Below are 21,046 nucleotides of genomic sequence, written 5' to 3' on the forward strand. Positions count from 1 at the left end.
GGCAAGGCCGACGTGGCATTTAATCTTGAGGAACTGGGGATTGCCCCCGCAGGGCTGGACGCTGTCCGGCCTTTTGCCGTGGAAGGGCTGGACGTTCGGGGGCGCGCTGTTGCCCTTGGCCCGGTACTGGAAGCCATTCTGGAACGGCATGCCTATCCGGAGCCGGTCTCCCGGCTCCTGGCTGAAGCTATTGTTCTGGCAAGCCTGTTGGGGACATCGCTGAAATTCGATGGCCGCTTCACACTGCAGACCCAGACGCAGGGGCCGGTGTCGATGCTTGTGGTCGACTTTGCCTCGCCGGATGCAATGCGTGCCTGCGCCAGCTTTGACGAAGACCGGGTCGCAGCGCTTGTGGCCGCAGGCAAGGCGACGCCGGAGGCGCTCCTTGGCCATGGCCATCTGGCCATGACCATCGACCAGGGCCAGCACATGCAACGCTATCAGGGCCTTGTGGAGCTGGACGGGATTTCTCTGGAAGAAGTCGCCCGCCGCTACTTCGAACGCTCTGAACAGATCCCGACCGAAGTCCGGCTTGGGGTGGGAGAGCTGTTCACCCGCCAGGAAGGCGAGGGCCATGCCAGAACCTGGACCGCAGGCGGGATCATGGTGCAGTTCCTGCCCGAGGCGCCGGAGCGGTTGCGTCAAGCGGATATCGACCCCGGGGATGCCCCGGAAGGCACTGAAGCGCCCGAAGTTGCGGAGGATGATGCCTGGGTGGAAGCCAAGGCGCTCGTCGACACCGTCAAGGATGTGGAACTGACAGACCCGGAAGTGAGCGTTGAAATGCTGCTGTTCCGGCTGTTTCACGAGCGTGGGGTGCGGCTGTTCAACCCCCAGCCGCTGGCAGACAAGTGCCGCTGCTCCCGCGAGAAGATTGCCTCCGTCCTGTCCGGCTTTTCGGCGGAGGAAGTGGAGAGCATGACCGTTGACGGAAAGATTGCTGTCACGTGTGAATTCTGCAACGCCAAATATGAGTTCGATGGCTGATCTCAATCTACCGTTTGGGTAGAATATGCACTGATTGCATAAACAGTTCAGATCCTTGGGGCTGGATGTGATGGCCCTTCCGGGCAGAGGGATCTGTCCGCAAAGACAGCTTAAGTCTGCGCAAACAGACACATTTCGTTACACTTTTCACGCCCCATTTGCGGTTTCTACGCAGGTCCGGGGTTGAATTTTGCGGTGCGAAATAAAACTATCCGTCAATCATTGACATAAAGACACCCGCAGTCCCTTTTAAAGCCCGGTGTACCAAACATGCTGCAAACGCTTCCCCAGGAAACCGGACCCCAGGAAACCGGACCCCAGAAAACCGCAGACAAGCCGGTTTCAGACGTTCTTCCGCCGCAGGCTCCGCAACCGGGCGAAGGCTGGCGGCGGACGTTGCTGATCCTGAAGGCCCTGCTCCAGGCACTGATCGCCTTTGCGATCCTGATCGGGGCGTTTATTGGCATGAATGCACTGGTGGCAAGCAAGCCAGAAGTGCCGAAACAGGCCATCCGGGAAAAAAGCTATCCCGTCGAGACGCTGACCCTTCAAAAAGGGGACTATGCTCCGGATATCAATGTCTATGGGGAAACCACGGCGGGCCGGGAAGTGGAACTCAGGGCCCTTGTCGGCGGTGAGGTGAGCCAGATTCACCCGAATTTGAAGGCCGGCGGCTTTGTGGCCAAGGGTGACCTTCTGGTGGCGATCGACCGGTTCGACTATGAAGGCGCTGTCACGGAAGCGGAGGCCAATCTGGCGGAAGCCCATGCTGCGCTTGTGGAAAGCCAGGGGCAGGTGGTTCTGGAACGGGCCAATATGGCGCGGGCGAAGGAACAGCTGGAATTTGCCACACGCGACTTGCAGCGGGCAGAGGATCTGGTCAACCGCGGCGCGGTAACGGAGCGGACCGTCGACGACCGGCGGCTGCTTGTGTCCCAGCGCCAGCAGGCGCTTGAGCAGGCTCAAAACACGCTGACCCTTTATGAAGCCAAGGTCGAGCAGCAGAAAGCGGCGGTCAAGCGCCTGGACTGGCGCCTTGAAGATGCAAAGCGGCAGCTTGAGAACACGGTTCTGCGCGCCCCGTTTGATGCCATTGTGCGCTCCGAAGCGGCGGAGCCGGGGCGGCTGGTGAGTGTGAACGATTCTGTGGTTTCGCTTTACGCGGCCGATGAATTTGAGGTCCGTTTCACCTTGTCGGACAACCAGTATGGCCGCCTGGTTGCCGACAGCGGCACGGTTGTCGGTCGCCCGGTGCAGGTGACCTGGTATCTGGGCACCACCCCGGTTACCTATCAGGCGACGGTGAGCCGCATCGGTGCGGATGTGGCCAGCACGCGCGGCGGGGTAGAGCTGATTGCCTCCATCGACAGCTCGGATGCGGCTGTTCCCCTTCGCCCCGGCGCCTTTGTCGAGATCTCCCTGGCTGATGAAACCTACCATGACAGTTTCCGGGTCCCGGAGACCGCCTATTACGGCGAGGGCAAGGTCTATGTGGTCAAGGACAGCCGGTTGGAGCCGCGCAAGGTGGAGGCGCTCGCCATTGACGATGGCAACATCATCGTGCGCGGCAATCTGACTTCCGGTGAGACCCTTTTGACCACCCGGATCCCGGAAGCCGGCAAGGGGCTGCTGGTGGAAGACGTCACCAGCACCGACAAGACGGCGGGCCCGGCAGCCACGGCGGAGCGCCGTGACACCACCGCCCGCTGACGGAGGCCGCCATCATGCGAGAGATAGAGTCACGCGGCTTTCTGGAAATGATCGTGCGCCATGCGAATGCGGCGAACCTGATCATGGCGGTCATGGTGCTGTTCGGCGCGTATGGCCTTGCCAAGCTGAACACCCAGTTTTTCCCGACCATCAAGACAGACCGGATTTCGGTCACCATCGACTGGCCCGGGGCCAGTGCGGAAGACGTCGCCTCCAACATTCTGGAAGTGATCGAGCCGGAGCTGCGCTTTATCGACGGTCTGGACGAGATTGTGTCCTATGCCCGTGAGGGGGCGGCCTCGGTGCAGATGGAGTTTCTTGAAGGCACCAACATGCAGCAGGCGCTTTCCGATGTGGAGCAGGCGGTCTCAGGTGTCACAACCCTGCCGCTGGATTCCGAAACCCCGGTGATTTCCGCGTCCACCTTCACCGACAGCGTGGCGACGCTTGCCCTGCGCGGGCCGTTTTCCGAACAGGCGCTGAAAGTGTTTGCCCGCAAGATCCGGGATGACCTTCTGGCTCGGGGAATCGACAAGGTCGAGCTTTACGGCTACCGCTCCCCGGAATATCTGGTCGAGATCCCCGAACGGGAGCTGCGCCGTCTGGACCTGACCATTGCCGGTGTAGCCGAACAGATTGCGGGCAACACGATTGACCTTCCGGCTGGGAAACTGGACGGGGCGGTGGAGCGCCAGATCCGGGCCCTGTCGGAGCAGCGCTCGCCGGAAGCGGTGGGCCGGGTCGAGGTGAAGTCCTATTCCTCCGGGGAAAAGACGCTGGTGAAGGACATCGGGGTTGTCACCCGGGACTTCAATTCCACCGAGAACCAGGGCTTTTCCAAAGGCACCCGCGCCATTGAAATCAAGATCCTGCGCACGGAAAAGACGGATACGCTCAAAGCGGCCAAGATTGTGGATGACTATCTGGCCAAGGAAACCAGGGAACTGCCCAAGACCCTGGAAATCCTGAAATATGACGTTACGGCCGACGCGGTGAAGGGGCGGATCTCCCTGCTGGTGGAAAATGGTCTCAGCGGCCTTGTGCTGGTGGTGGCCATCTTGTTCCTGTTCCTGAATGCCCGTATTGCGCTCTGGGTGGCCGCCGGCATTCCGGTGGCCATGATGGCGACGCTCGGGATCATGTGGCTGATGGGGGAAAGCATCAACATGATCTCCATGTTCGCGCTGATCATGATGCTTGGCGTGATCGTGGATGATGCGATTGTGGTTGGCGAGCATACGGCCACCCGACAGGCCATGGGCGACCGGCCCGAGGATGCCGCTGTCAACGGCGCGACCACAATGCTGGCCCCGATCTTTGCCGCCAGCCTGACCACGATTGCCGCTTTCCTGCCGATCCTGCTGGTGGGCGATGTGCTTGGCCAGATCATGTCGACCTTGCCAGTCGTGGTGGTCGCGGTGGTGATCGCCTCCTTGATCGAGTGTTTCATGGTGCTGCCCGGCCACCTGTCCCATGCCCTGGGCAGCCGGCCGGGCTGGAGCTGGTGGCGGGTTGTTATTGTTGCGGGCGTTCCCGCCTTCTTCCTGAGCGCGTTGGTGTCTCAGCCGGATATTTCCGTGCCGCCCTATCTCGACTTTATCGATGACCCGCTGCGCAGCTTCCGGGACGGAGCCGGGGTCTTCGCTTTCGAGATGGTTCTGGTCAGCGTTTGCTTCCTGCTGGCTTTGGCGGTGGAATCCCTGCTCATGGCCCTGCGCCGCCGCAAACAGCAACAGGAGGCGCCGGACCGGCCGAGCTGGTTCCGCAGAGGTTTTGATGCCGGGTTCAACTGGGTGCGGGACTATCCGTTCCGCAGCTTCGTCACGCTGGCGGTCAACTGGCGCTATGTCACGCTGGCCGTTGCCGTTGCCGCCATGGTGCTGGCGGTCGGGCTTGTGCGCGGCGGCCGGGTCGGATTTACCTTCTTCCCCTCGCCGGAGGCGGAAAACCTGACCGCGTCGATCTTCTTCCATGCGGGTATTCCCGAAGCTCAGGCCATTGCCGGGATCAACACGATTGAACAGGCGCTGAAACAGGCCGAGGCAAAGCTGACAAAGGGCTCCGGGGAGAAGCTGGTTGATGCAACCTACGCCACACTTGGCAAGGCCGGCAACAATCATGGTGACAATGTTGCCAACATCACCGTGCAGCTGACCCGCTCGGAAGAGCGTTCCATCCGCACGCCGGACATCGTGCGGGCCTGGCGCGCTGCCCTGCCGTCCATTCCCGGAACCTCGCGTGTGGCGGTGGCCGAGCGCCGGGGCGGGCCTCCGGGCCGGGATCTTGATATACGTCTGAGCGGGGCGCGCTTAAGCGTTCTGAAAGAGGCCGCGCAGGAGCTGCAGCAGGAACTCTCCGCCTTTCCCGGCACCAGCGCCGTTGAAGATGATCTGCCTTATGGCAAGCCGGAGCTGCTGGTGGAGCTGACCCCGCGCGGGCGGGCGCTCGGCTTCACGGTTCAGAGCGCGGCCCGCCAGATCCGCAACGCCTTTGAGGGCAATATTGCCAGACGCTTTGCGGAAGGGGACGAGGAAGTCTCGGTGCGCGTGAAACAGGTGTTCGATGCGGACGGCACCGCCGCCCTCAGGCAATTGTCCCTGCGCACCCCGGCGGGGGAATTCGTGCCGTTGACGGAAGTGGTCAAGCTGACCGATGCCCAGGGCTTTTCCATCATCCTGCGCCGGGACGGCAAGACCGTTGTGACGGTGGTGGCCGATGTGGACAGCACGGTGACCTCCAACAACGAGATCATCGCGGAATTGAACAAACAGTTCCTGCCCGATCTGGCGCGCAAATATGGTGTGGACTATTCGTTTGCGGGCAAGGCAGAGGAACAGGCCAACGCGTTTTCGGATCTGTTGACCGGTGTTCTGATGGCCATTGCCGGGATCTACATCATCCTGGCGGCAATTTTCGGCAGCTATGCCCGGCCGGTCGTCGTGATGTCGATCATTCCCTTCGGCATCGTGGGGGCAATTGTCGGCCACTATGTCATGGGCTTCAACCTGACCATCTTGAGCATGATCGGGCTGCTTGGGCTCGCCGGTATTCTCGTCAACAACTCGATCATTCTTGTGGCCCGGTTCGAGGAGCGGATTGCGGAAGGCGAGGGGCTGGACAGCGCGGCCATCGGCTCAAGCTGCGACCGGCTTCGGGCGGTGCTGCTGACATCGATGACCACAATTGGCGGCCTGCTGCCGCTGATGTTCGAAACCAGTCTTCAGGCCCAGTTCCTGCTGCCCATGGCGATCACCATCGTCTTCGGCCTGTCCTCGGCCACCGCTCTGGTGCTGGTGCTGGTTCCGGCGCTGTTAAAGATCGGCGATGACATCGGCAGCATCGTCTTCGTGCGCAAGCACCACACCCCCGGCAGCCATCAGGGCCCGGCAGGGGGCGGGCGCGGCCTGACACCGGCGCAGTAGCCGGGTCCGGCGAGACGGGCGGAGCCGGGCTCAACGGCCGCATCCGCCCGTTTCTAAAGCGTTGCTGCGAAGGCGGCAGTGGCTTCTGCCGCCTGTCTGATATTGCCGTCCAGCGTGGCCGGGGATTTGCCGCGCGGGCCAAAATCGTGGTTGCCGTCTTCCAGATAGGTCAGGCGCACATGGCCGGGCAAAGGGACCGCGTCCAGCTCGGATTTCGAGCCGAACGGGTCCCGGTCCCCTTGCAGGATCAGCACCGGACGTTTGGCCTCTTCCAGCGGCGGCAGCCGCCAGTCGGCTTCCGGGCGGCCCGTTGGATGGAACGGATAGCCAAAACAGCAAATGCCTTTCACCCGGGCAGGCAGCGACCCGCCGCCGCCCAGCATGGCCGCCACCCGGCCGCCCATGGATTTGCCGCCCAGGAGCAGCGGGCCCTCACACTCTGCCATCAGCTCCTGCAGGGCGGTCTGAAACTCGGCAATCAGTTTGTCCGCCCGGGGCGGGGGGTTTTTGGGGCCGCCGGTGCGCCGGCCGGCCATATAGGCAAATTCGAACCGGGCCACTGCAAGGCCTGCCTCTCCCAAGGCGCCCGACAGCATGTTCATGAAGGTGGAATCCATCGCGGCGCCGGCGCCGTGGGCCATCAGCAGCGTGGCAGTGGGGGCGGCATCGGGACGGCGGGTCCAGAGAAACTCGGTCATGGGGATGTGATCTGTCTGCGGTTCAAAAGGGCGTGGTCCGGCGCTAGGGTGGGACCCGATGTGCCTGCGTAGCGGGCCGGGCTCTGCTTGGCAAGCCGCCTTGCGCGGGGCGCGCGGGGTTCAAAAGGGGACTGTGACCTTGGACGGGATTGGGATCGACCAGATGCGCATGGCTGCCTTTGGCGGCGTGTTTTTGCTGATGGCGCTGCTGGAAGCGGGTCTGCCCAAACGGCAACGCAAGAGCAGCCGATGGAGGCGCTGGCCCGCCAATTGGGGGCTGATCCTTTTGGATTCCCTTCTCGTCCGCCTGGTCTTTCCCATCGGCGGGGCTGGTCTGGCTCTTCTGGCGCAGGACAAGGGCTGGGGTCTGTTCGCCCTGTTGGACTGGCCCGCTTGGCTGGCCGGGGTCTTGACCTTCCTGGCTCTGGATCTGGCCGTCTGGGCCCAGCATGTTGCCTCCCACAAGGTGCCGCTTTTCTGGCGCATCCACCGGGTTCACCATGCAGACAGCGAAGTGGATGCCACAACGGCCCTGCGCTTTCACCCGGCTGAGATCCTGCTGTCTTTCCTTTGGAAAGGTGCCGTGATCTGCGCCCTTGGCGGGCCGGTGGAGGCGGTGCTGACGTTTGAAATCGTGCTCAATGCCTCGGCGGTCTTCGGACACGCCAATCTGCGCCTGCCGGGGTCTTTCGACAGGGGCTTGCGCTGGGTCCTTGTCACGCCGGACATGCACCGCATTCACCATTCGGTGATCCGGCGGGAGACCGATTCCAATTACGGCTTTTATCTCTCCGTCTGGGACCGGCTGTTCGGCACCTACATCGAGGCCCCGGAAAAGGGCCATGAGGGGATGGAAATCGGCCTTGGCCCTGCCTTGACCCCGAAAGCCCACAGCTTTGCCTTCAGTCTGAGCATGCCGTTTTTGAGGACCGGCGAGGCGCCGGAATGTCCTGCCGAAGCCGGTCAGGACCAGAAGGCCCTCAATAAAAGCTCAGCGGAAAATACCTGAGATAGAGTTCCCGGTAGATGCCCTTCTGGTGAAGCTGGCGGAGCGCGTAGTTGAGGGCGGCGGCCCGTTCCGGATCGCTGGAGCGGGTGGCAATGGCCAGGCCCTGGTCAAAATAGCCGGGCTCCAGCCAGGGGCCTCCGGCAAACACGCAGCAGTTTTCTGCCGCCTCGCTGGGCAGCCAGAAGGCCAGGCTGAGCCCGTCGCCGAAATGGGCATCCGCCTTGCCGGTCTTCACCGCCTCGCGGGCGGAGGACACGCTGTCCAGTGCCAGAAGCTTCGCCTGCGGAAAGAAACGCTTGGCGAAGGCCTCGTAGCGCGAGCCGGCCACCACGGCGATGGCGGTTCCGTTCAAGGCCTGTTCGTCAAAAACGCCTGCCTTGTCCCTGGCAACGACGAAGCGGGCCGGGAGTTTCAGATAGTCATCGGTGAAGTTCAGTTGCCGGGTGGAGGGCAGATCGCGGGCCAGACCGGAGATGACAGCATCGCCTTCCTCCTCGTCCAGAGCAGCCACGAGCACTTCGAAGTCCTTGATCCTGAGGGCGCAGGAACTGCCAAGTTCCTGGCAGAGCGCGCGGGCCAGATCCACATTGAAGCCGGTCAGCCGTCCTTGCGGGTCACGGAAGACAAACGGCGGATAGGCATCGCTTGCCAGAAACTGGATCTTGTCGGGAATGGAGGCCGGCCGGTCCTGGACCGCCTTCGGGTCCCAGAAATTGGGCACCCGCACACCTGGGTCCTGGGCATGGCCGGGCGGTGTGGGCAGAAGAAAGAGAAGAACCGAAAACAGGAAAGCGGCCGGAAACGGCTTCATGACTGTCAACTCTTGCAACCGGTTGCGCCCTGTCGTCCAAGGGCGCCTGAAAGGCGGTTAGGCGGTCCGGGCGACTCGGGCCATCAAGGCCTGACCATAGCCGAAAACGGCGTGCAACGTCACGCGCGCAAATGGCTGTTCCATGGAAAGAACCGCCTCATGCCCTTTCTGGACCATGCGCCTCAGCCGAAAGCGTACTTTCCGGTTGCGTATGATATGTCCCTTCTGGCAGGAACATCCGGTCAAGTGCGATCTGCGCTAGTGTGGTGAATTTGAAATACGCCTCATTTTATCAATACCCGCCGGAGCGTATTGCAAATTCGCAAACCACACTAGAAACCTGAACTTTCTAGTCGCCTTTTGAATCTGAAGTTCGTTCGAAGCGTGCCGGGAAATGTGATGAACGTCAGAGTCAGGTGACTAGCGCAGATCGTCCTTTTCAAGATCGGTGAGGCTGATCCGGTCGGCCATCTTGACCAGCCAGTTCAGGGTCTTTTTCTGTTCGGTGTCGAGTGTGTCGATTTCGGTAATCTTCAAGATGGTCTGCCGGTGGGTGTTCCACGCCAGAAAGAAATCAACCACATCTGTCACGTCGTCGATGAGGGAGCTTTTTTCAGTCAATTCACGCGCTCGCATGTCTGGTCCTTACAGCGCGAGTTTAGTGGGTCTTCCCTGGCTGTGAGCGTGAAAAAAGTGTGAGCCGCTTGGAGAGTTGCTATAAGTTTGTTCTATAGAATTCGTACTTTTCTCGAGGCAATGGGGCATGCGCGCAAAAGTGTTGGAAATCAGCCTGTTCGGATCCTGTATCGTCCGCTCAGTTGAGCCCGGCGCGTTTGAAATCACGGGCAAAAAGCCCCGTGCGCTGTTCGCTTTGCTGGCGACCGCCCCCCATGGCTGCCGCAGCAGAACATTTCTTCAGGAAACACTTTGGGGGGCATCCTGTTACGACACTGGCCGTCAGAGCCTGCGCCGGGCCCTGTCCGACATCAAATCGGCCATGGGGCCATATTATGCTCAGCTGATCACGACCAACAATTCCGAGGTTACTCTGGATCTGGGGAAGGTCACATTCTCTGGCCGTCCCGGACAAGGCACTTTTCTCGAAGGGCTGGATATCCCGACGCAGGATTTTGTGAATTGGCGAGAGACGATCCGGTCCAATCCGGATCAGATCAGTTCCCTGTTCCGTTCTCCCTCTGCTTCGGTCCCAAGGCCACCGGTCCCCTCGGTCACGGTGGTGCCGCTCCTGAGCGTTGAAAACAATCCTGAGCTTTCGATTTTGGGAGACTGGTTTGCAGAAGAAATCTGCCGGTCCTTGTCGCGCTCCAACCTGCTTGCTGTGATTTCGCATCTGTCGAGCCGGGCTTTGGCCGGACGCCAGATCGATATCGAAGCAGTCAGGTCGAAACTGTCGGTTGACTATTGCGTTTGTGGCAGTATCCGGCAGGCCGGAGACGAGGTGATTACCGATGTCGACTTTCTGGATGCGGAAACGGGGCGGATCTTGTGGACCCGTCAGTTCAGCAGCAGGCGTGCCGATTTTATCAATCATGCCGGTGAGGGGCTGACAAACGTTGTAACGTCGGTCGGCAACGCTATTGCGACGGACACGCTGACCTATATTCGTGGCCGTCCCATCTCCGAGATTGCAGACCATAGGCTTCTTATGGCCGGGGTCAGTCTCATGCACAGGCCGACGCTTCGGGATTTTGCCCAGTCCCGGGAGTTGTTGGATGAGGCCATCGCCAGAACGCCGAATTCAGCCGAAGTACATGCATGGCGCGGCAAATGGCACGTGCTTAGCGTGTTCAACGGCTGGAGTTCCGATCCGTCGAAAGACACCAAAGGTGCCATCAACAATACTTCCCGGGCCCTTGATATCGATCCGGAAAGCGCCTTCTGTCTCACCATAGATGGATTTGCGCACAACAATCTTCTACGCCGTCTGGATGTGGCGTCGAAGCGTTATGAGGCTGCACTTGGGCACAATCCAAATGAGGCACTTTCCTGGTTGCTCCGTGGGGCACTCTGTGCATTTCAAGACGCCGGGTCGCAGGCCGTCTACGCAGCAGATAAGGCGCGGCAACTGTCGCCAATTGACCCGTTCAAATACTACTTTGATTCTTTAAGCGCGACTGCCTTTTTGGCTGCAGAAGACTATGAAACGGCTCTGGAATTCGCGAACAGCTCGCTTGCGCGCAATCAACGGCATTTGTCGACTTTACGAGCGAAGATTACGGCGCTTTATTTTCTTGATAGGCATCAGGAAGCAAAAGAAGTTGCCGAAGAGTTGAGCCGTAGACAACCAAGTTTCTCAGTAGAGAACTATGTTCGCGCTCATCCTGCGGCCGATTATAAGCTCGGCCAAAACGTAGCACGCGCATTGCGCGGGTCCGGATTTCAGTAAACTTTTTAAGGGGGAATAAAATGGCACAGTTCGGTGGCGTAGGTGGCGTAGGTGGCGTAGGTGGCGTAGGTGGTGTCGGCGGAGTTGGTGGTGTTGGCGGTGTCGGTAACTTGAATGCGACAGGACTTGGCAGCTTTCTCGGCGCTGGAACAGTGTCGGTCTTGGACCCGATTACCGTCCAAGGGTTACAAGTAAGCGCACAGGCCATTAGCCACGCCGCTGGAGATATTGAGCCTCATGCCTCCCGGGAGATGAAGTTCTCCTCTGCGGATAATCTCGACAATTGGGCTGACTGGGTGCGTGCCTCGTTGTTCCTGAGCGATTTCCTCAGTGAGTTGAGCTGGAGCGTAGACAAAAACGAGCCTGAGAAGATCGCTTTGTCTCATCGCGCAGAAAGTGGCGCGTTGCAGCCGTTTTTTGAAATCGGACGTCCTGCGGCTGGTGTGTTTGAAGAACAGCTCAAATATGTCCGGGCCTATATGGAGCAGCGTCCTGAGCGCACTCCGGAAATCACGTCCCAACTTGGGTTTCCAACGCCATATTTCGCCATGATCCTGGGGCTTCACCCGGCCCGAAACGGCAAGACACTTGAACTGATCACCGTGACCCAGGTTCTGGCGGCTCACGTCGCCATGATCGTGAAGCATCATCTGGCGATCCGGCGGCCTGACCGGATCGGGGCAACGGTCCTGCCGATGATACCGACACCCGGCCATGGCAGTTTTCCCAGTGCGCACGCCACAGAAGCCTTTGCGGTGGCCCGTCTTCTGGAAGGTCTGGTTAAGGCGGCCGGGTCGCACTATCCGGATCCGGACAAGCGGATCAACTTGTTGAAAAAACAAGCCGAACGCATTGCTGTCAGCCGGACGGTCGCAGGTGTGCACTACCCCGTCGACAGCTGGGCCGGTGCTTTGCTTGGCAAGATGATCGGCGAGATTGTCCTGAACAAATGCGGCGTGACCCAGACCATGACCGGGCTGAAATATTTGGCCAAAGGCGACTCTGACTTCATGCTGTCCCATTACCGAGATCCGGACTGGAAGGATCACGGTGTCAGCGAACTGGGCAATTGCGAAGTTGCCGGAAGCGACCTCTTCAAATGGCTTTGGACCAAAGCCAAGAAGGAATTCGACCTTTAATCGGGAGGCGCTGACATGACGGATCGAGCAACCGCCGCCCGCCGGAGGATCGGTGCAGCGGCATTAAAGAACTATCTGGGACCCTATGAAGCTTGGAATTTTGGCATTGGAAAACCCTATGCCTTTCCAGCTTTCCGGCGCGACGATATCAGGTTCCTGACAGCCCTGGCTGAGCACCCGGAGCCGGAACATCCCGGTGCGTGCAGCTTGACCGGCGGACCTGGCGGGCCACGGCGCTGGTTCCCGACGCTTTGGGGGCCGGCGGACAATGTTCCGCTCAGATTCTGGCCGATGATCATCGAGAACAATCATGGAAGCGAGGCCAGTCCGGAGCAGGTCGGGCGCTGCGTTCATGAGGCGCTTGAAGCTTCCGGGATTAGGAAACCCCGTTACAGGATGGCCTTCCCGGTGGCCCATACGGCCATGCATGACAAGTCCAGCGCAGGGCTGGCTGACCCGGATTGGGCTCCGGACCCTGAGGTGAAGCGCGTTGGTGCTCCTGACCGGACCATTAATGTGCTTGGGGTGATCGAGGACGGTATTCCTTTTGCACACCGGAACTTTCGGGCTGCCGACGGCAGACGGTCGCGGCTGGAGTTCTGCTGGCTGCAATCGGCGGACAAAGACCAGGGCAGCGGCCAGCCAAGTGTTATCTGTGGCCGTGAATACACAAGAGCCGGGATCGAAGCCCTGATTGACGATCACGGGGACGATGAAGATGCGCTCTATCGGACCGCCGGCGCAACATCGGACCTGTTTGAACTGGGGTCCGCGATCAACCGGCATGCGACCCACGGGGCCCATGTCCTGGATGTGGCTGCGGGCTTCGATCCGAATTTGATGGAAGAGCCGCCGGAAGAGACACGCCTGATTGCCGTGCAACTGCCCAATACGATTGCCTGGGACACGTCCAGCTTTGCAAAGGACATGTATATGCTGTCGGCGGTGCATTACATTCTGGAAAGGGCCGAGCGAATTGCCGCTGGCTATGGTGTAGCCAATATCCGGGTCGCGATCAATTTCAGCTACGGGTTTTCAGGTGGTCGACATGACGGGGAATCCGAGCTGGCGGCCGCGATCAACGAAATTGTCAGCGAACGCCGCAAACTCGGGCGGCCCACGGTGATGATCCTGCCATCCGGAAACACCTTTCAGGACCGGTTGCACGGTGAGATCAACGCAGACCAGTTCAAGGACGATGCCTTCTCCTTTACGTGGGTGGTGCAGCCGAATGACAGGACCTCCAGCTATCTGGAACTCTGGTTTCCACAAGGTGTTGATCCAAAAGCGTTTTCTCTGGAGCTCAAGGCACCGTTCGGCAAGGCTGCAGCGGCCCTGCCGCTGGTGCCTGACCCTGACTGCAAAGGGGGAGATCCGCGAAAGTTCGAGATTTTGAAGTTGGCTGGCCAAGCTGGGGAAGAGCCAATCGGGCAAATGAGCATTGATCATCACCGCCTGTCGGGGCGATGGCGGGCCATGATCGCTCTGGCCCCAACAGAACCGAACGAGATCAATCTGCCCGCGGCCCCTTGCGGCGATTGGACAGTGACGTTGAGACGCGGGGCTGGGGCGCCGTCCACCCATGATCCGATTTACATCTGGATACAGCGGGACGCCGATCCGGATGAATTCCGCTCCGGAAGCCGGCAAAGTTTTCTGAAGGACCAAGGCTACCGCCGCTATGATGCGGACGGGAAAGAATCGCAAGATGATACGTCTTCCAGTCACATCCGCCGCTTTGGCACCTTGAACAGTCTGGCCACCGGTAAATCCTCTCTGATTGTCTCCGGCTGCCGTCCGGCTGCGGGCACCGATTGGAGCAGGCCCCGGCCGGTGCCGTCCGGATACAGCTCCGCCGGCAAACCCGGGGCAGGGGATCTGGTCGGCCAGGTCGATTGTACGGCGCCGTCGGACCGGTCCCATGTGGTGCCCGGCATTCTGGCGGCGGGTACACGCAGCGGGTCCTATGCCCTGGTCCAGGGAACCAGCGTGGCCGCGCCCCTGGTGGCCCGAAGACTGTCCGAAGCCTTCGCAAGATGCACCGATGAACAGGTGCGGCAGGCGGAGGCTGACAACTATCTCTCCATTATCGAGAGCACAGAACTCCAATCTCAAAGTGTGGAAGACACTGCCCGGCTTGGAAAATTTCTTGTTCTTTGAACGAGGAGATATGAAAAAGCTCTGAAAGGCCCGGTTTTGACCGGGCCTTTCGTTTTGTGAGACGGACTTTTCACGCTTTACTCACGCGCATCACAGCAGCGGATATTGTAAATACTACTCTTAACAGAAGGGAAGCCAGACGCGGTTTGGGTTTCATCTTCGGAACAGGGCGAACTACAATTTCAGGTCGTGTTCCGGGTCTTCCTGGGTCAATGGCGGTTCAAACGGGTCCGTTTGAGCCAAAGAACATTGATCAGCTGGAAAAAGCGCGGGCATCTGCAGCGCGGTTTCAGAACCGGCGGACGCCCAAGGGGGAGGGAGGTGATGCGTCTTCCCCCGGCTTGGATGTGACATATCCGGGCCCTGAGGGGCCCGAAGTGAGGAAGCCGGCCCCATCGACCATCCTTGGGCAGGCTCGACGCCTGTCAAAGGCACCGGCTTCCTCAGGTCACGTCAGCACAGAGGCAGCGGTCGGCAAGGGCAGTGGAGGTTGTCATGTACGTTGATATTCTGGAAGCGACGGTTCTGAACAACACGCGCTATGAGAAAGACCCCAACCGGTGTCTCACCTATCATATTCTGGACGACAACCGGGTGCCTTTGACCCAGGAACAGGTCGCCATCGAGTGGTCCGCATCGGGCAAGGGGGAAGACAGCGCCCCAGTCCGCATCCGCCGGTCGCCGCTGCGGGTCTGCGCCGGGGGCGATGCCTGGATCAATGTGGTGATCGAGGTCTCCCGCTACCTGGGCTACAATAGAACCTTTTTCGATATTCTTGAAAATTACTACCACACCGCCAGCACCGCCTGGCCCGAGCAGTCTTTTGACGAAGTGATTGCGAAAAAACCGTTCCGCATTCATGTAGATACAGGCGTTTATGACTATTTTGTCTTTTCCGGCGGGGCCAATGAGCTTCTGGGTGGCTCGGCGCTCACCCGCCTGCTGAAAGACCGCAGCGCGGCGCTCGGATCGGATCGAGCGGAGGATTTCCTCAATCTGGACCGGCTTGACGCAGTGCTGGAGAAGGTCAGACAGGGCTATCACGAGCTTGCCGGCTATGTTTTGAAAAAAGCGCCGCGGACACAAATCCTCGTCCATGGCTATGACTACCCGGTGGCCCATAGCGATGGCCCCTGGTTCGGACGGCCTTTTGTGAAGCGCAATTTCAGGATCGAGGCGGACAAGAAGTTGATCTCCGGTATCCTGCACCTTTTGGTCGACCGGTTTTACACCATGCTTCAGGAGATTGATGCGCTCTATCCGAATGTGACGCTGGTCGACATCCGCAATGTTGTGCGCGGACGCTGGACAGACGAATTTCATCCGGACCTTGAGGCGTCAAAAGACATTGCCGGATTTTACCGTAACGTCATTGACGGCTACCCCATCGTTTAGTGAAAATAGCGCTTAGGACAGATTTGCCCGCCGCGGCCTGACATCAGAACTTTTCTTGACCCGGGCAAATGTGACGACAGCTCAAGGTTCGCGGCACGCTCCACAGGAGCGGGAAACAGTTTTTTAGCGGGACACCGCACCAGACCTTTTTGCTGAATGCCCAGAACAGGCAGGACGCGCCAAACCTTTGATCCAGGACTTTTTTTTAATCTTGTTCAGTGGCGGAGCCTGGCTCCGCCACTTATTTTTTGGCCTTGCCCTGCGAGGCGCATGCCAAAAGTCTCTTGCAGAAAGACGATTGACAAGGCTGCTGGATCAGGGCCAAAAATGCCAGGTCAACGGTTTCCGGCGCCAGATCCTGGCACCGGGATTAAAAGGGAACACGGTGAAGCGTACCCATCAGGGACTAAAGCCGTGGCTGCCCCCGCAACTGTAGGCGGTGAGCTGAAACCGACAAAGCCACTGGCGCAAGCGCGCGCCGGGAAGGCCGGTGGATGCCTTGACCCGCAAGCCAGGAGACCTGCCGCTGATTGTCATGGCCGGCCAGCCGGACCTGACACCGCAACCGGACGCCGGGGTGAGCGTCACGCGGCCAAGCGGCGGGACACCCTCCATCCGCTTTCCGCTTCTTTCCCCGACCGTCCTTTCAGTCGACCAGACCGGGCAATCCGTCCCGGTGGCCCATTGAGAGAGACGTCATATGACACTTCGCAAGCTTGGCCTTGGTGCGCTTTGCGCGGCCACATTGCTGACCCCTTTTGCTGCCCAGGCCCATTTTCAGCTGGCGTATACGCCTGAGGTCAATCTGGACAAAGCCGGGGATGTCCCGGTGAAACTCCTGTTTTGGCATCCGTTCGAAAACGGCCATGTCATGGATATGGCAGAGCCCCTTCAGGTTTATGCCGTGAATCGCGGCCAGAAGATTGACCTGAAGGACAGCCTGAAGCCGATCACCTTTTCCGGGTCGGAAAATGAGGCCGCAGCCTTTGACGTCACGCTTCCGGTTAAACGCAGCGGGGACTATGTGCTCGTTGTGGAACCTGCACCGTACTATGAAGAAAGTGAAGACATCTATATCCAGCAGATCACGAAATCCTACGTGACCAGGAACGAGATCCCGACGGACTGGATGGAGCCGCAAGGGCTTGCGACAGAAATCCTGCCGCTGAACCGGCCGACCAACATTGTGGCCGGTTCCACCTTCTCCGGCCGGGTCCTGTCAGAGGGCAAGCCTGTGGCCGGAGCGGAGATCGAGATTGAGTATATGGCCGCAGAGCCGGACATGGATGCCAACACCCCCACCGCACCAACTGCGTCTCCCCTGCCGGGCGGGGGCATCGTCGCAATCTCCGATGACAACGGCTATTTCACTTTCGGCATCCCGAAGGCCGGGTTCTGGGGATTTGCAGCTCTGGGCTCCGGTCCTGCAAAGGAGCATGAAGGCAAGGAACTCAGCCAGGATGCGGTGATCTGGATCCGCGCCTACGACGTCGACTAGAGCAAAGCGCGTTTCATCGGATTTGCCTTTCGCAGCCTGAAATCAGAGATTTCGACACAAAAGACAACACGAATTGAATCCCGATGAACGCGATAGCTTCTAAAACTCCTGGACATAGCGGAGGGAGACCAATGCATATTGTTGATGGCGCCTTGTCGATGCCGGTTGTTCTGGGCGGTGCAGGGCTTGCGGCCGGGGGCATAGCCCTTGGCCTGCGCGCCCTGCCCATGGAGAAGATCCCGGCGGCAGGGGTGCTGAGTGCGATGTTTTTCGTCGCCTCTCTCATCCATGTGCCGGTCGGTCCCTCCAGTGTCCACCTCATCTTGAATGGTCTGGCCGGGCTTGTTCTCGGCTGGGCAGCTTTTCCCGCCTTGTTTGTCGGCCTCTTGCTGCAAGCTGCCTTTTTCGGTTTTGGCGGGCTCACCGTGCTCGGGGTCAACACGTTGAACATCGCTCTGCCTGCTGTTGCGGTCTACTATCTCTGTGGCCGGGGAGCGGCCAGAGGGACGCCTTTGGTGGCCGCTCTTTGGGGAGGGGCGGGCGGGGCGCTTGCCATTGTTCTGACGACGTTTCTGGTTGGCGCAGCCTTGGCCTTGAGCGGAGAGGAATTCGTTCCGGCCGCCAAACTGGTGTTTTTCGCCCATCTTCCGGTGGTGGCCGTCGAGGGACTTTTGACCGGCTTTGCCGTCTATCTGGCGCGCAGGGTCAAACCGGATCTGTTTTCCGCTCTTCACTCGCCCATCAGGAGGACCCCATGAGACGCGCTGCCATCTTTTTGCTGTCAGGCCTCTTGTTTGCCGGCATGGGCCTGCTCCCGGCTCAGGCCCACAAGGTGATTGCCTCGGTTTTTGCAAACGGGGACGTGATTGAGGGGGAAATCGGGTTTTCGAACGGCGACATGGCCACAGGTGCCCTGGTTGAAGTCTTTGACGAAGATGGCGCCAAACTGGGCGAGGCGATCACTGACAGCGATGGCTTTTTCACCTTCACGCCCAGCAAGCGGGTTGTCCATGTCTTCAAGGCCAATCTCGGGGCCGGTCACATCGCCCAAGTGCGTATGGAGCTGGAAGACCTTCCGGAGATCGGTCAGACGGCAAATACTGGTGGGGGTGAAACGGGGACAGGGCCACAGAAAACACGCCCGGCAGCCCTGCGGCAAACCGCACAGACGGTTGAGGAACAGGCAGGCCAAGCCTCCCTTGCAGCACTTGAAGAAAACCGGGAGCAGTTACGGCAGATGATCCACAAGGAGGTGACACCTTTGAGGCGGGAGATTGCCGCCTACAAGGAAAAGAACGACTTCCAGACCATTCTGGGCGGGATCGGCTACATTGCCGGGCTGTTCGGCCTCTTTTTCTACCTTGCCGCACGGCGCAAGCTGGCTCAGGCGGAGGGGCAGGCCTAGGCATGGGGCACCTCGTTTCCACCGGGGCGCCGGGTCTCGTCCGCTCCAGTCAAGTCCAGGTCAAAACGGGTCTGGACGGGCTGGACCCGCGCACCCGCATTCTGGCGGCTGCCGCCTTTGCGGTTCTGATGGTCAGCCTCAAGAGCCTGGCCGTGCTGCCCCTCGGGTTAGCTGTGGCCATTGCAGGTCTGCTGGTGGCCCGTATTCCGGTCAAGGCAACCTTGCGGCGAATGGCGGCGATGGACGGTTTTGTTGTCTTCATGCTGGTGCTGTTGCCTTTCACGGTTACAGGCTCACCGCTTTTCACTGTGTTCGGATTCGGCTTTTCCCTAGAAGGGCTTGCCCGGGCGGCGGAGATTGCCCTGAAGGCAAATGCCGTCATTCTCATGCTGATGGTGCTTGTGGGAACGCTTGAACCGGTGACCCTTGGTCATGCCCTGAACCGCCTGAAAATGCCACAGACACTGGTCCATCTCCTGATGTTCACCGTGCGCTATATCGACGTGCTGCATCAGGAATACCTGCGCTTGCGCGGGGCGATGAAGGTGCGCTGCTTTCGACTGCAAAACTCGCTGCACACCTATAGATCTGTTGGCTATCTGGTGGGCATGATGCTGGTGCGCTCAGTTGACCGGTCCGAACGCATTCTTGCAGCCATGAAGTGCCGGGGATTTACCGGAGGGCTCCCGTTGCTCGACACGATGCGGTTCACCGGCCGGGACGGCGTGTTCGCTGGGGGCGCAGTCCTGCTGGCGCTCTGTCTCTTGGGCTTGGAGGGAACGATTGGCGCCGCTGCTTGAATTGACTGGCCTCCGGTTTGGCTATCCCGGCCATGCACCTGTTCTCAAAGGCGCGTCCCTGTGCCTGTCAGAAGGGGAACGGCTGGTGATCAGCGGCCACAATGGGGCTGGCAAAAGCACACTGCTGCGCCTGATTGTCGGACTGTTGGTGCCTGAGGCAGGCACTATCCGCGCCTTCGGGAGGCAGTGTGCCACTGAATCGGATTTTCAGGCTGTCCGGCGCAGGGCCGGGTTTGTGTTTCAGGATCCGGACGATCAGCTGTTTTGCCCGACCGTTGCCGAAGACATTGCCTTTGGTCCGCTCAATCTGGGCAAGAGCCGGGCAGAGGCGGCGGACATCGTTGACCGTGTTTTGGCCGAGCTGGATCTTTGCCCGCTAAAAGAGCGCATAACCTACAAGCTGTCGGGCGGCGAAAAACGGCTTGTCAGTCTGGCGACGGTACTGGCCATGTCCCCGGATATTTTGCTGCTGGACGAGCCGACCAATGCCCTGGACGGGAAAAATGAAGCCCGTTTGATCGAAATTCTGTCGGGCCTGCCGCAGGCCATGATCATCGTCTCCCACGACGCGACCTTCCGGAACCGTCTTGGCACCCGCACGTTGGCCTTGGAAGATGGTGTGCTGGTGGCAAAGCCTTAAAACAAACCCCGTCAGGTCTGTTTCTGCCAGGTAGCTTCGTCAAAGACCGGAGAAGACTGTGAAATCCGCGTCCGAACGGACCGCTTGATGCCCGGTTCGCCCGGGTGCTTCAGTTGCCCAGAGGGCTCATATGTGTAACCTGCTTGAGCGCTTCGGTAATCAGGGGAACAAGGGCTGCGTTCTTTTCGTGCAGATAATGATAGAGATGCACGGTTTCGACCGGGGTTTGCAGGTGCCGAATGCAGTCCAGGTCATGTTTCGTCCGATATTTCTTCAGGACGGCTTTGGGGCCGAGAACCGCATCAAGACGCCCGGCCTTCAGCATGTCGAACAGTTCATCGAAGGTTTCGCCAGTCCAGACGTTTTCATAGTCTTGTGTCAGGGTCTCAAGAACCACGGCCCCGGACAGGCGGCCGACGCGCTTGGACGGCAAGGCGGCCCGGAAGAGCGCATCCTCCACGTCCTCACATACAAAGACCATGACGGGGATGGCAACAAGCGGGACATTGACGCGCATAAGGGTTGGAAATTTGTCTTCCACCGCAGCACTGGTCGCAATTTCACCGTCGGCCCGTCCACTGGACGCCATCAGTAAGGTTCGTGAGTGCGGTGCGCGGACAATCTTGACCGGGATCTCCAAAATGTCATAGGCGGAGAGAACGAACTTGGCAGCCTGTTCCGCTGGGGCCGCATTGTCTGCCATCGTTAGCACGAGCGCTCGCTCGGCTTTTGCCAGGGAAACAGACAGCAGGACAACCGCAAAGCTGAGCCAGACCGCGTGGACACAGCAGGATCTGGCAGAAGTCGTTAAGCGCGTTGGGACAAGGAACATTCCAAACGCTAGCAAATCGGCACGAACTTGGAAATGCCGGTCTTCCCGGTGTGGGGCAAAAAGCGGGCAAGAACCTTCATGCATTTGAAACAGGTCAAGTCCACTCCAAGCCATTATCGCCCGAGGTTCTAGG

Annotated in this window: 18 protein-coding genes and 1 riboswitch; of the genes, 14 read left to right on the forward strand and 4 right to left on the reverse strand. The window is 59.7% G+C overall.

Annotated features, from left to right (window positions below; genetic code table 11):
• The first annotated feature begins 12 nt into the window (after positions 1-12).
• The 3 genes from ACXAIC_RS19015 to ACXAIC_RS19025 all read left to right on the forward strand — a co-directional run bounded on the left by ACXAIC_RS19015 (position 13) and on the right by ACXAIC_RS19025 (position 6,119).
• Positions 13-987 (forward strand): Hsp33 family molecular chaperone, encoded by a 975-nt coding sequence (locus ACXAIC_RS19015; RefSeq protein ID WP_475183857.1) that lies wholly within the window; start codon positions 13-15, stop codon positions 985-987.
• Between the two features lie 270 nt (positions 988-1,257).
• Positions 1,258-2,697, forward strand: a complete 1,440-nt coding sequence (locus ACXAIC_RS19020) for an efflux RND transporter periplasmic adaptor subunit (RefSeq protein WP_475183859.1) — start codon at positions 1,258-1,260, stop codon at positions 2,695-2,697.
• Between the two features lie 14 nt (positions 2,698-2,711).
• On the forward strand, positions 2,712-6,119 hold the full coding sequence (locus ACXAIC_RS19025; RefSeq protein WP_475183862.1) for an efflux RND transporter permease subunit: 3,408 nt from the start codon (positions 2,712-2,714) through the stop codon (positions 6,117-6,119).
• A 53-nt stretch (positions 6,120-6,172) separates the two neighbouring features.
• Here the strand turns inward: ACXAIC_RS19025 and ACXAIC_RS19030 are convergent, their stop codons facing one another.
• A complete protein-coding gene (locus ACXAIC_RS19030; RefSeq protein ID WP_475183864.1) occupies positions 6,173-6,817 on the reverse strand; it encodes an alpha/beta family hydrolase in 645 nt (214 codons plus the stop codon).
• Between the two features lie 133 nt (positions 6,818-6,950).
• On the opposite strand from ACXAIC_RS19030, the gene ACXAIC_RS19035 reads away from it, so the two are divergent.
• Positions 6,951-7,826, forward strand: coding sequence for a sterol desaturase family protein (locus ACXAIC_RS19035; RefSeq protein ID WP_475183901.1), 876 nt, complete (start codon positions 6,951-6,953; stop codon positions 7,824-7,826).
• On the opposite strand, the gene ACXAIC_RS19040 is transcribed toward ACXAIC_RS19035, so the two are convergent.
• A complete protein-coding gene (locus ACXAIC_RS19040) occupies positions 7,798-8,637 on the reverse strand; it encodes a transporter substrate-binding domain-containing protein (protein WP_475183866.1) in 840 nt (279 codons plus the stop codon). The genes ACXAIC_RS19035 and ACXAIC_RS19040 overlap by 29 nt on opposite strands.
• A 420-nt stretch (positions 8,638-9,057) precedes the next feature.
• Positions 9,058-9,273 (reverse strand): hypothetical protein, encoded by a 216-nt coding sequence (locus ACXAIC_RS19045; RefSeq protein WP_475183868.1) that lies wholly within the window; start codon positions 9,271-9,273, stop codon positions 9,058-9,060.
• A gap of 361 nt (positions 9,274-9,634) precedes the next feature.
• On the opposite strand from ACXAIC_RS19045, the gene ACXAIC_RS19050 reads away from it, so the two are divergent.
• The 10 genes from ACXAIC_RS19050 (at position 9,635) to ACXAIC_RS19095 (ending at position 20,081) form a co-directional block, all read left to right on the forward strand.
• A complete protein-coding gene (locus tag ACXAIC_RS19050; RefSeq protein ID WP_475183870.1) occupies positions 9,635-11,044 on the forward strand; it encodes a tetratricopeptide repeat protein in 1,410 nt (469 codons plus the stop codon).
• Positions 11,045-11,064: 20 nt separating this feature from the next.
• Entirely contained in the window at positions 11,065-12,183 is a 1,119-nt protein-coding gene (locus tag ACXAIC_RS19055) for a phosphatase PAP2 family protein (protein WP_475183872.1), read from the forward strand.
• Positions 12,184-12,198: 15 nt separating this feature from the next.
• Positions 12,199-14,343, forward strand: a complete 2,145-nt coding sequence (locus ACXAIC_RS19060) for a S8/S53 family peptidase (protein WP_475183874.1) — start codon at positions 12,199-12,201, stop codon at positions 14,341-14,343.
• A 495-nt stretch (positions 14,344-14,838) separates the two neighbouring features.
• Positions 14,839-15,738, forward strand: a complete 900-nt coding sequence (locus ACXAIC_RS19065) for a hypothetical protein (RefSeq protein WP_475183877.1) — start codon at positions 14,839-14,841, stop codon at positions 15,736-15,738.
• Positions 15,739-16,060: 322 nt separating this feature from the next.
• A riboswitch (cobalamin riboswitch) is annotated at positions 16,061-16,280 on the forward strand.
• On the forward strand, positions 16,238-16,426 hold the full coding sequence (locus ACXAIC_RS19070) for a hypothetical protein (protein ID WP_475183879.1): 189 nt from the start codon (positions 16,238-16,240) through the stop codon (positions 16,424-16,426). It overlaps the preceding riboswitch by 43 nt.
• A 12-nt stretch (positions 16,427-16,438) precedes the next feature.
• Entirely contained in the window at positions 16,439-17,236 is a 798-nt protein-coding gene (locus tag ACXAIC_RS19075) for a DUF4198 domain-containing protein (RefSeq protein WP_475183881.1), read from the forward strand.
• A 131-nt stretch (positions 17,237-17,367) separates the two neighbouring features.
• Complete coding sequence (gene cbiM, locus ACXAIC_RS19080; RefSeq protein WP_475183883.1) at positions 17,368-17,994, forward strand: cobalt transporter CbiM; 627 nt, start codon at positions 17,368-17,370, stop codon at positions 17,992-17,994.
• Positions 17,991-18,641 carry a cobalt ABC transporter permease gene (locus tag ACXAIC_RS19085; RefSeq protein WP_475183885.1) on the forward strand — a complete coding sequence of 217 codons (651 nt, stop codon included), beginning with the start codon at positions 17,991-17,993 and terminating at the stop codon, positions 18,639-18,641. The genes cbiM and ACXAIC_RS19085 overlap by 4 nt, the downstream gene beginning before the upstream one ends.
• A 2-nt stretch (positions 18,642-18,643) precedes the next feature.
• Positions 18,644-19,441 carry a cobalt ECF transporter T component CbiQ gene (gene cbiQ, locus ACXAIC_RS19090; RefSeq protein ID WP_475183887.1) on the forward strand — a complete coding sequence of 266 codons (798 nt, stop codon included), beginning with the start codon at positions 18,644-18,646 and terminating at the stop codon, positions 19,439-19,441.
• Positions 19,425-20,081 (forward strand): energy-coupling factor ABC transporter ATP-binding protein, encoded by a 657-nt coding sequence (locus tag ACXAIC_RS19095; RefSeq protein ID WP_475183889.1) that lies wholly within the window; start codon positions 19,425-19,427, stop codon positions 20,079-20,081. Before cbiQ ends, ACXAIC_RS19095 begins: the two co-directional genes overlap by 17 nt.
• A 109-nt stretch (positions 20,082-20,190) precedes the next feature.
• Here ACXAIC_RS19095 and ACXAIC_RS19100 read toward each other — a convergent pair whose 3' ends face one another.
• Positions 20,191-20,793, reverse strand: coding sequence for a substrate-binding periplasmic protein (locus ACXAIC_RS19100; RefSeq protein WP_475183891.1), 603 nt, complete (start codon positions 20,791-20,793; stop codon positions 20,191-20,193).
• Between the last annotated feature and the right edge of the window lie 253 nt (positions 20,794-21,046).

Source organism: Roseibium sp. AWQ4_254 (genome assembly GCF_056161025.1).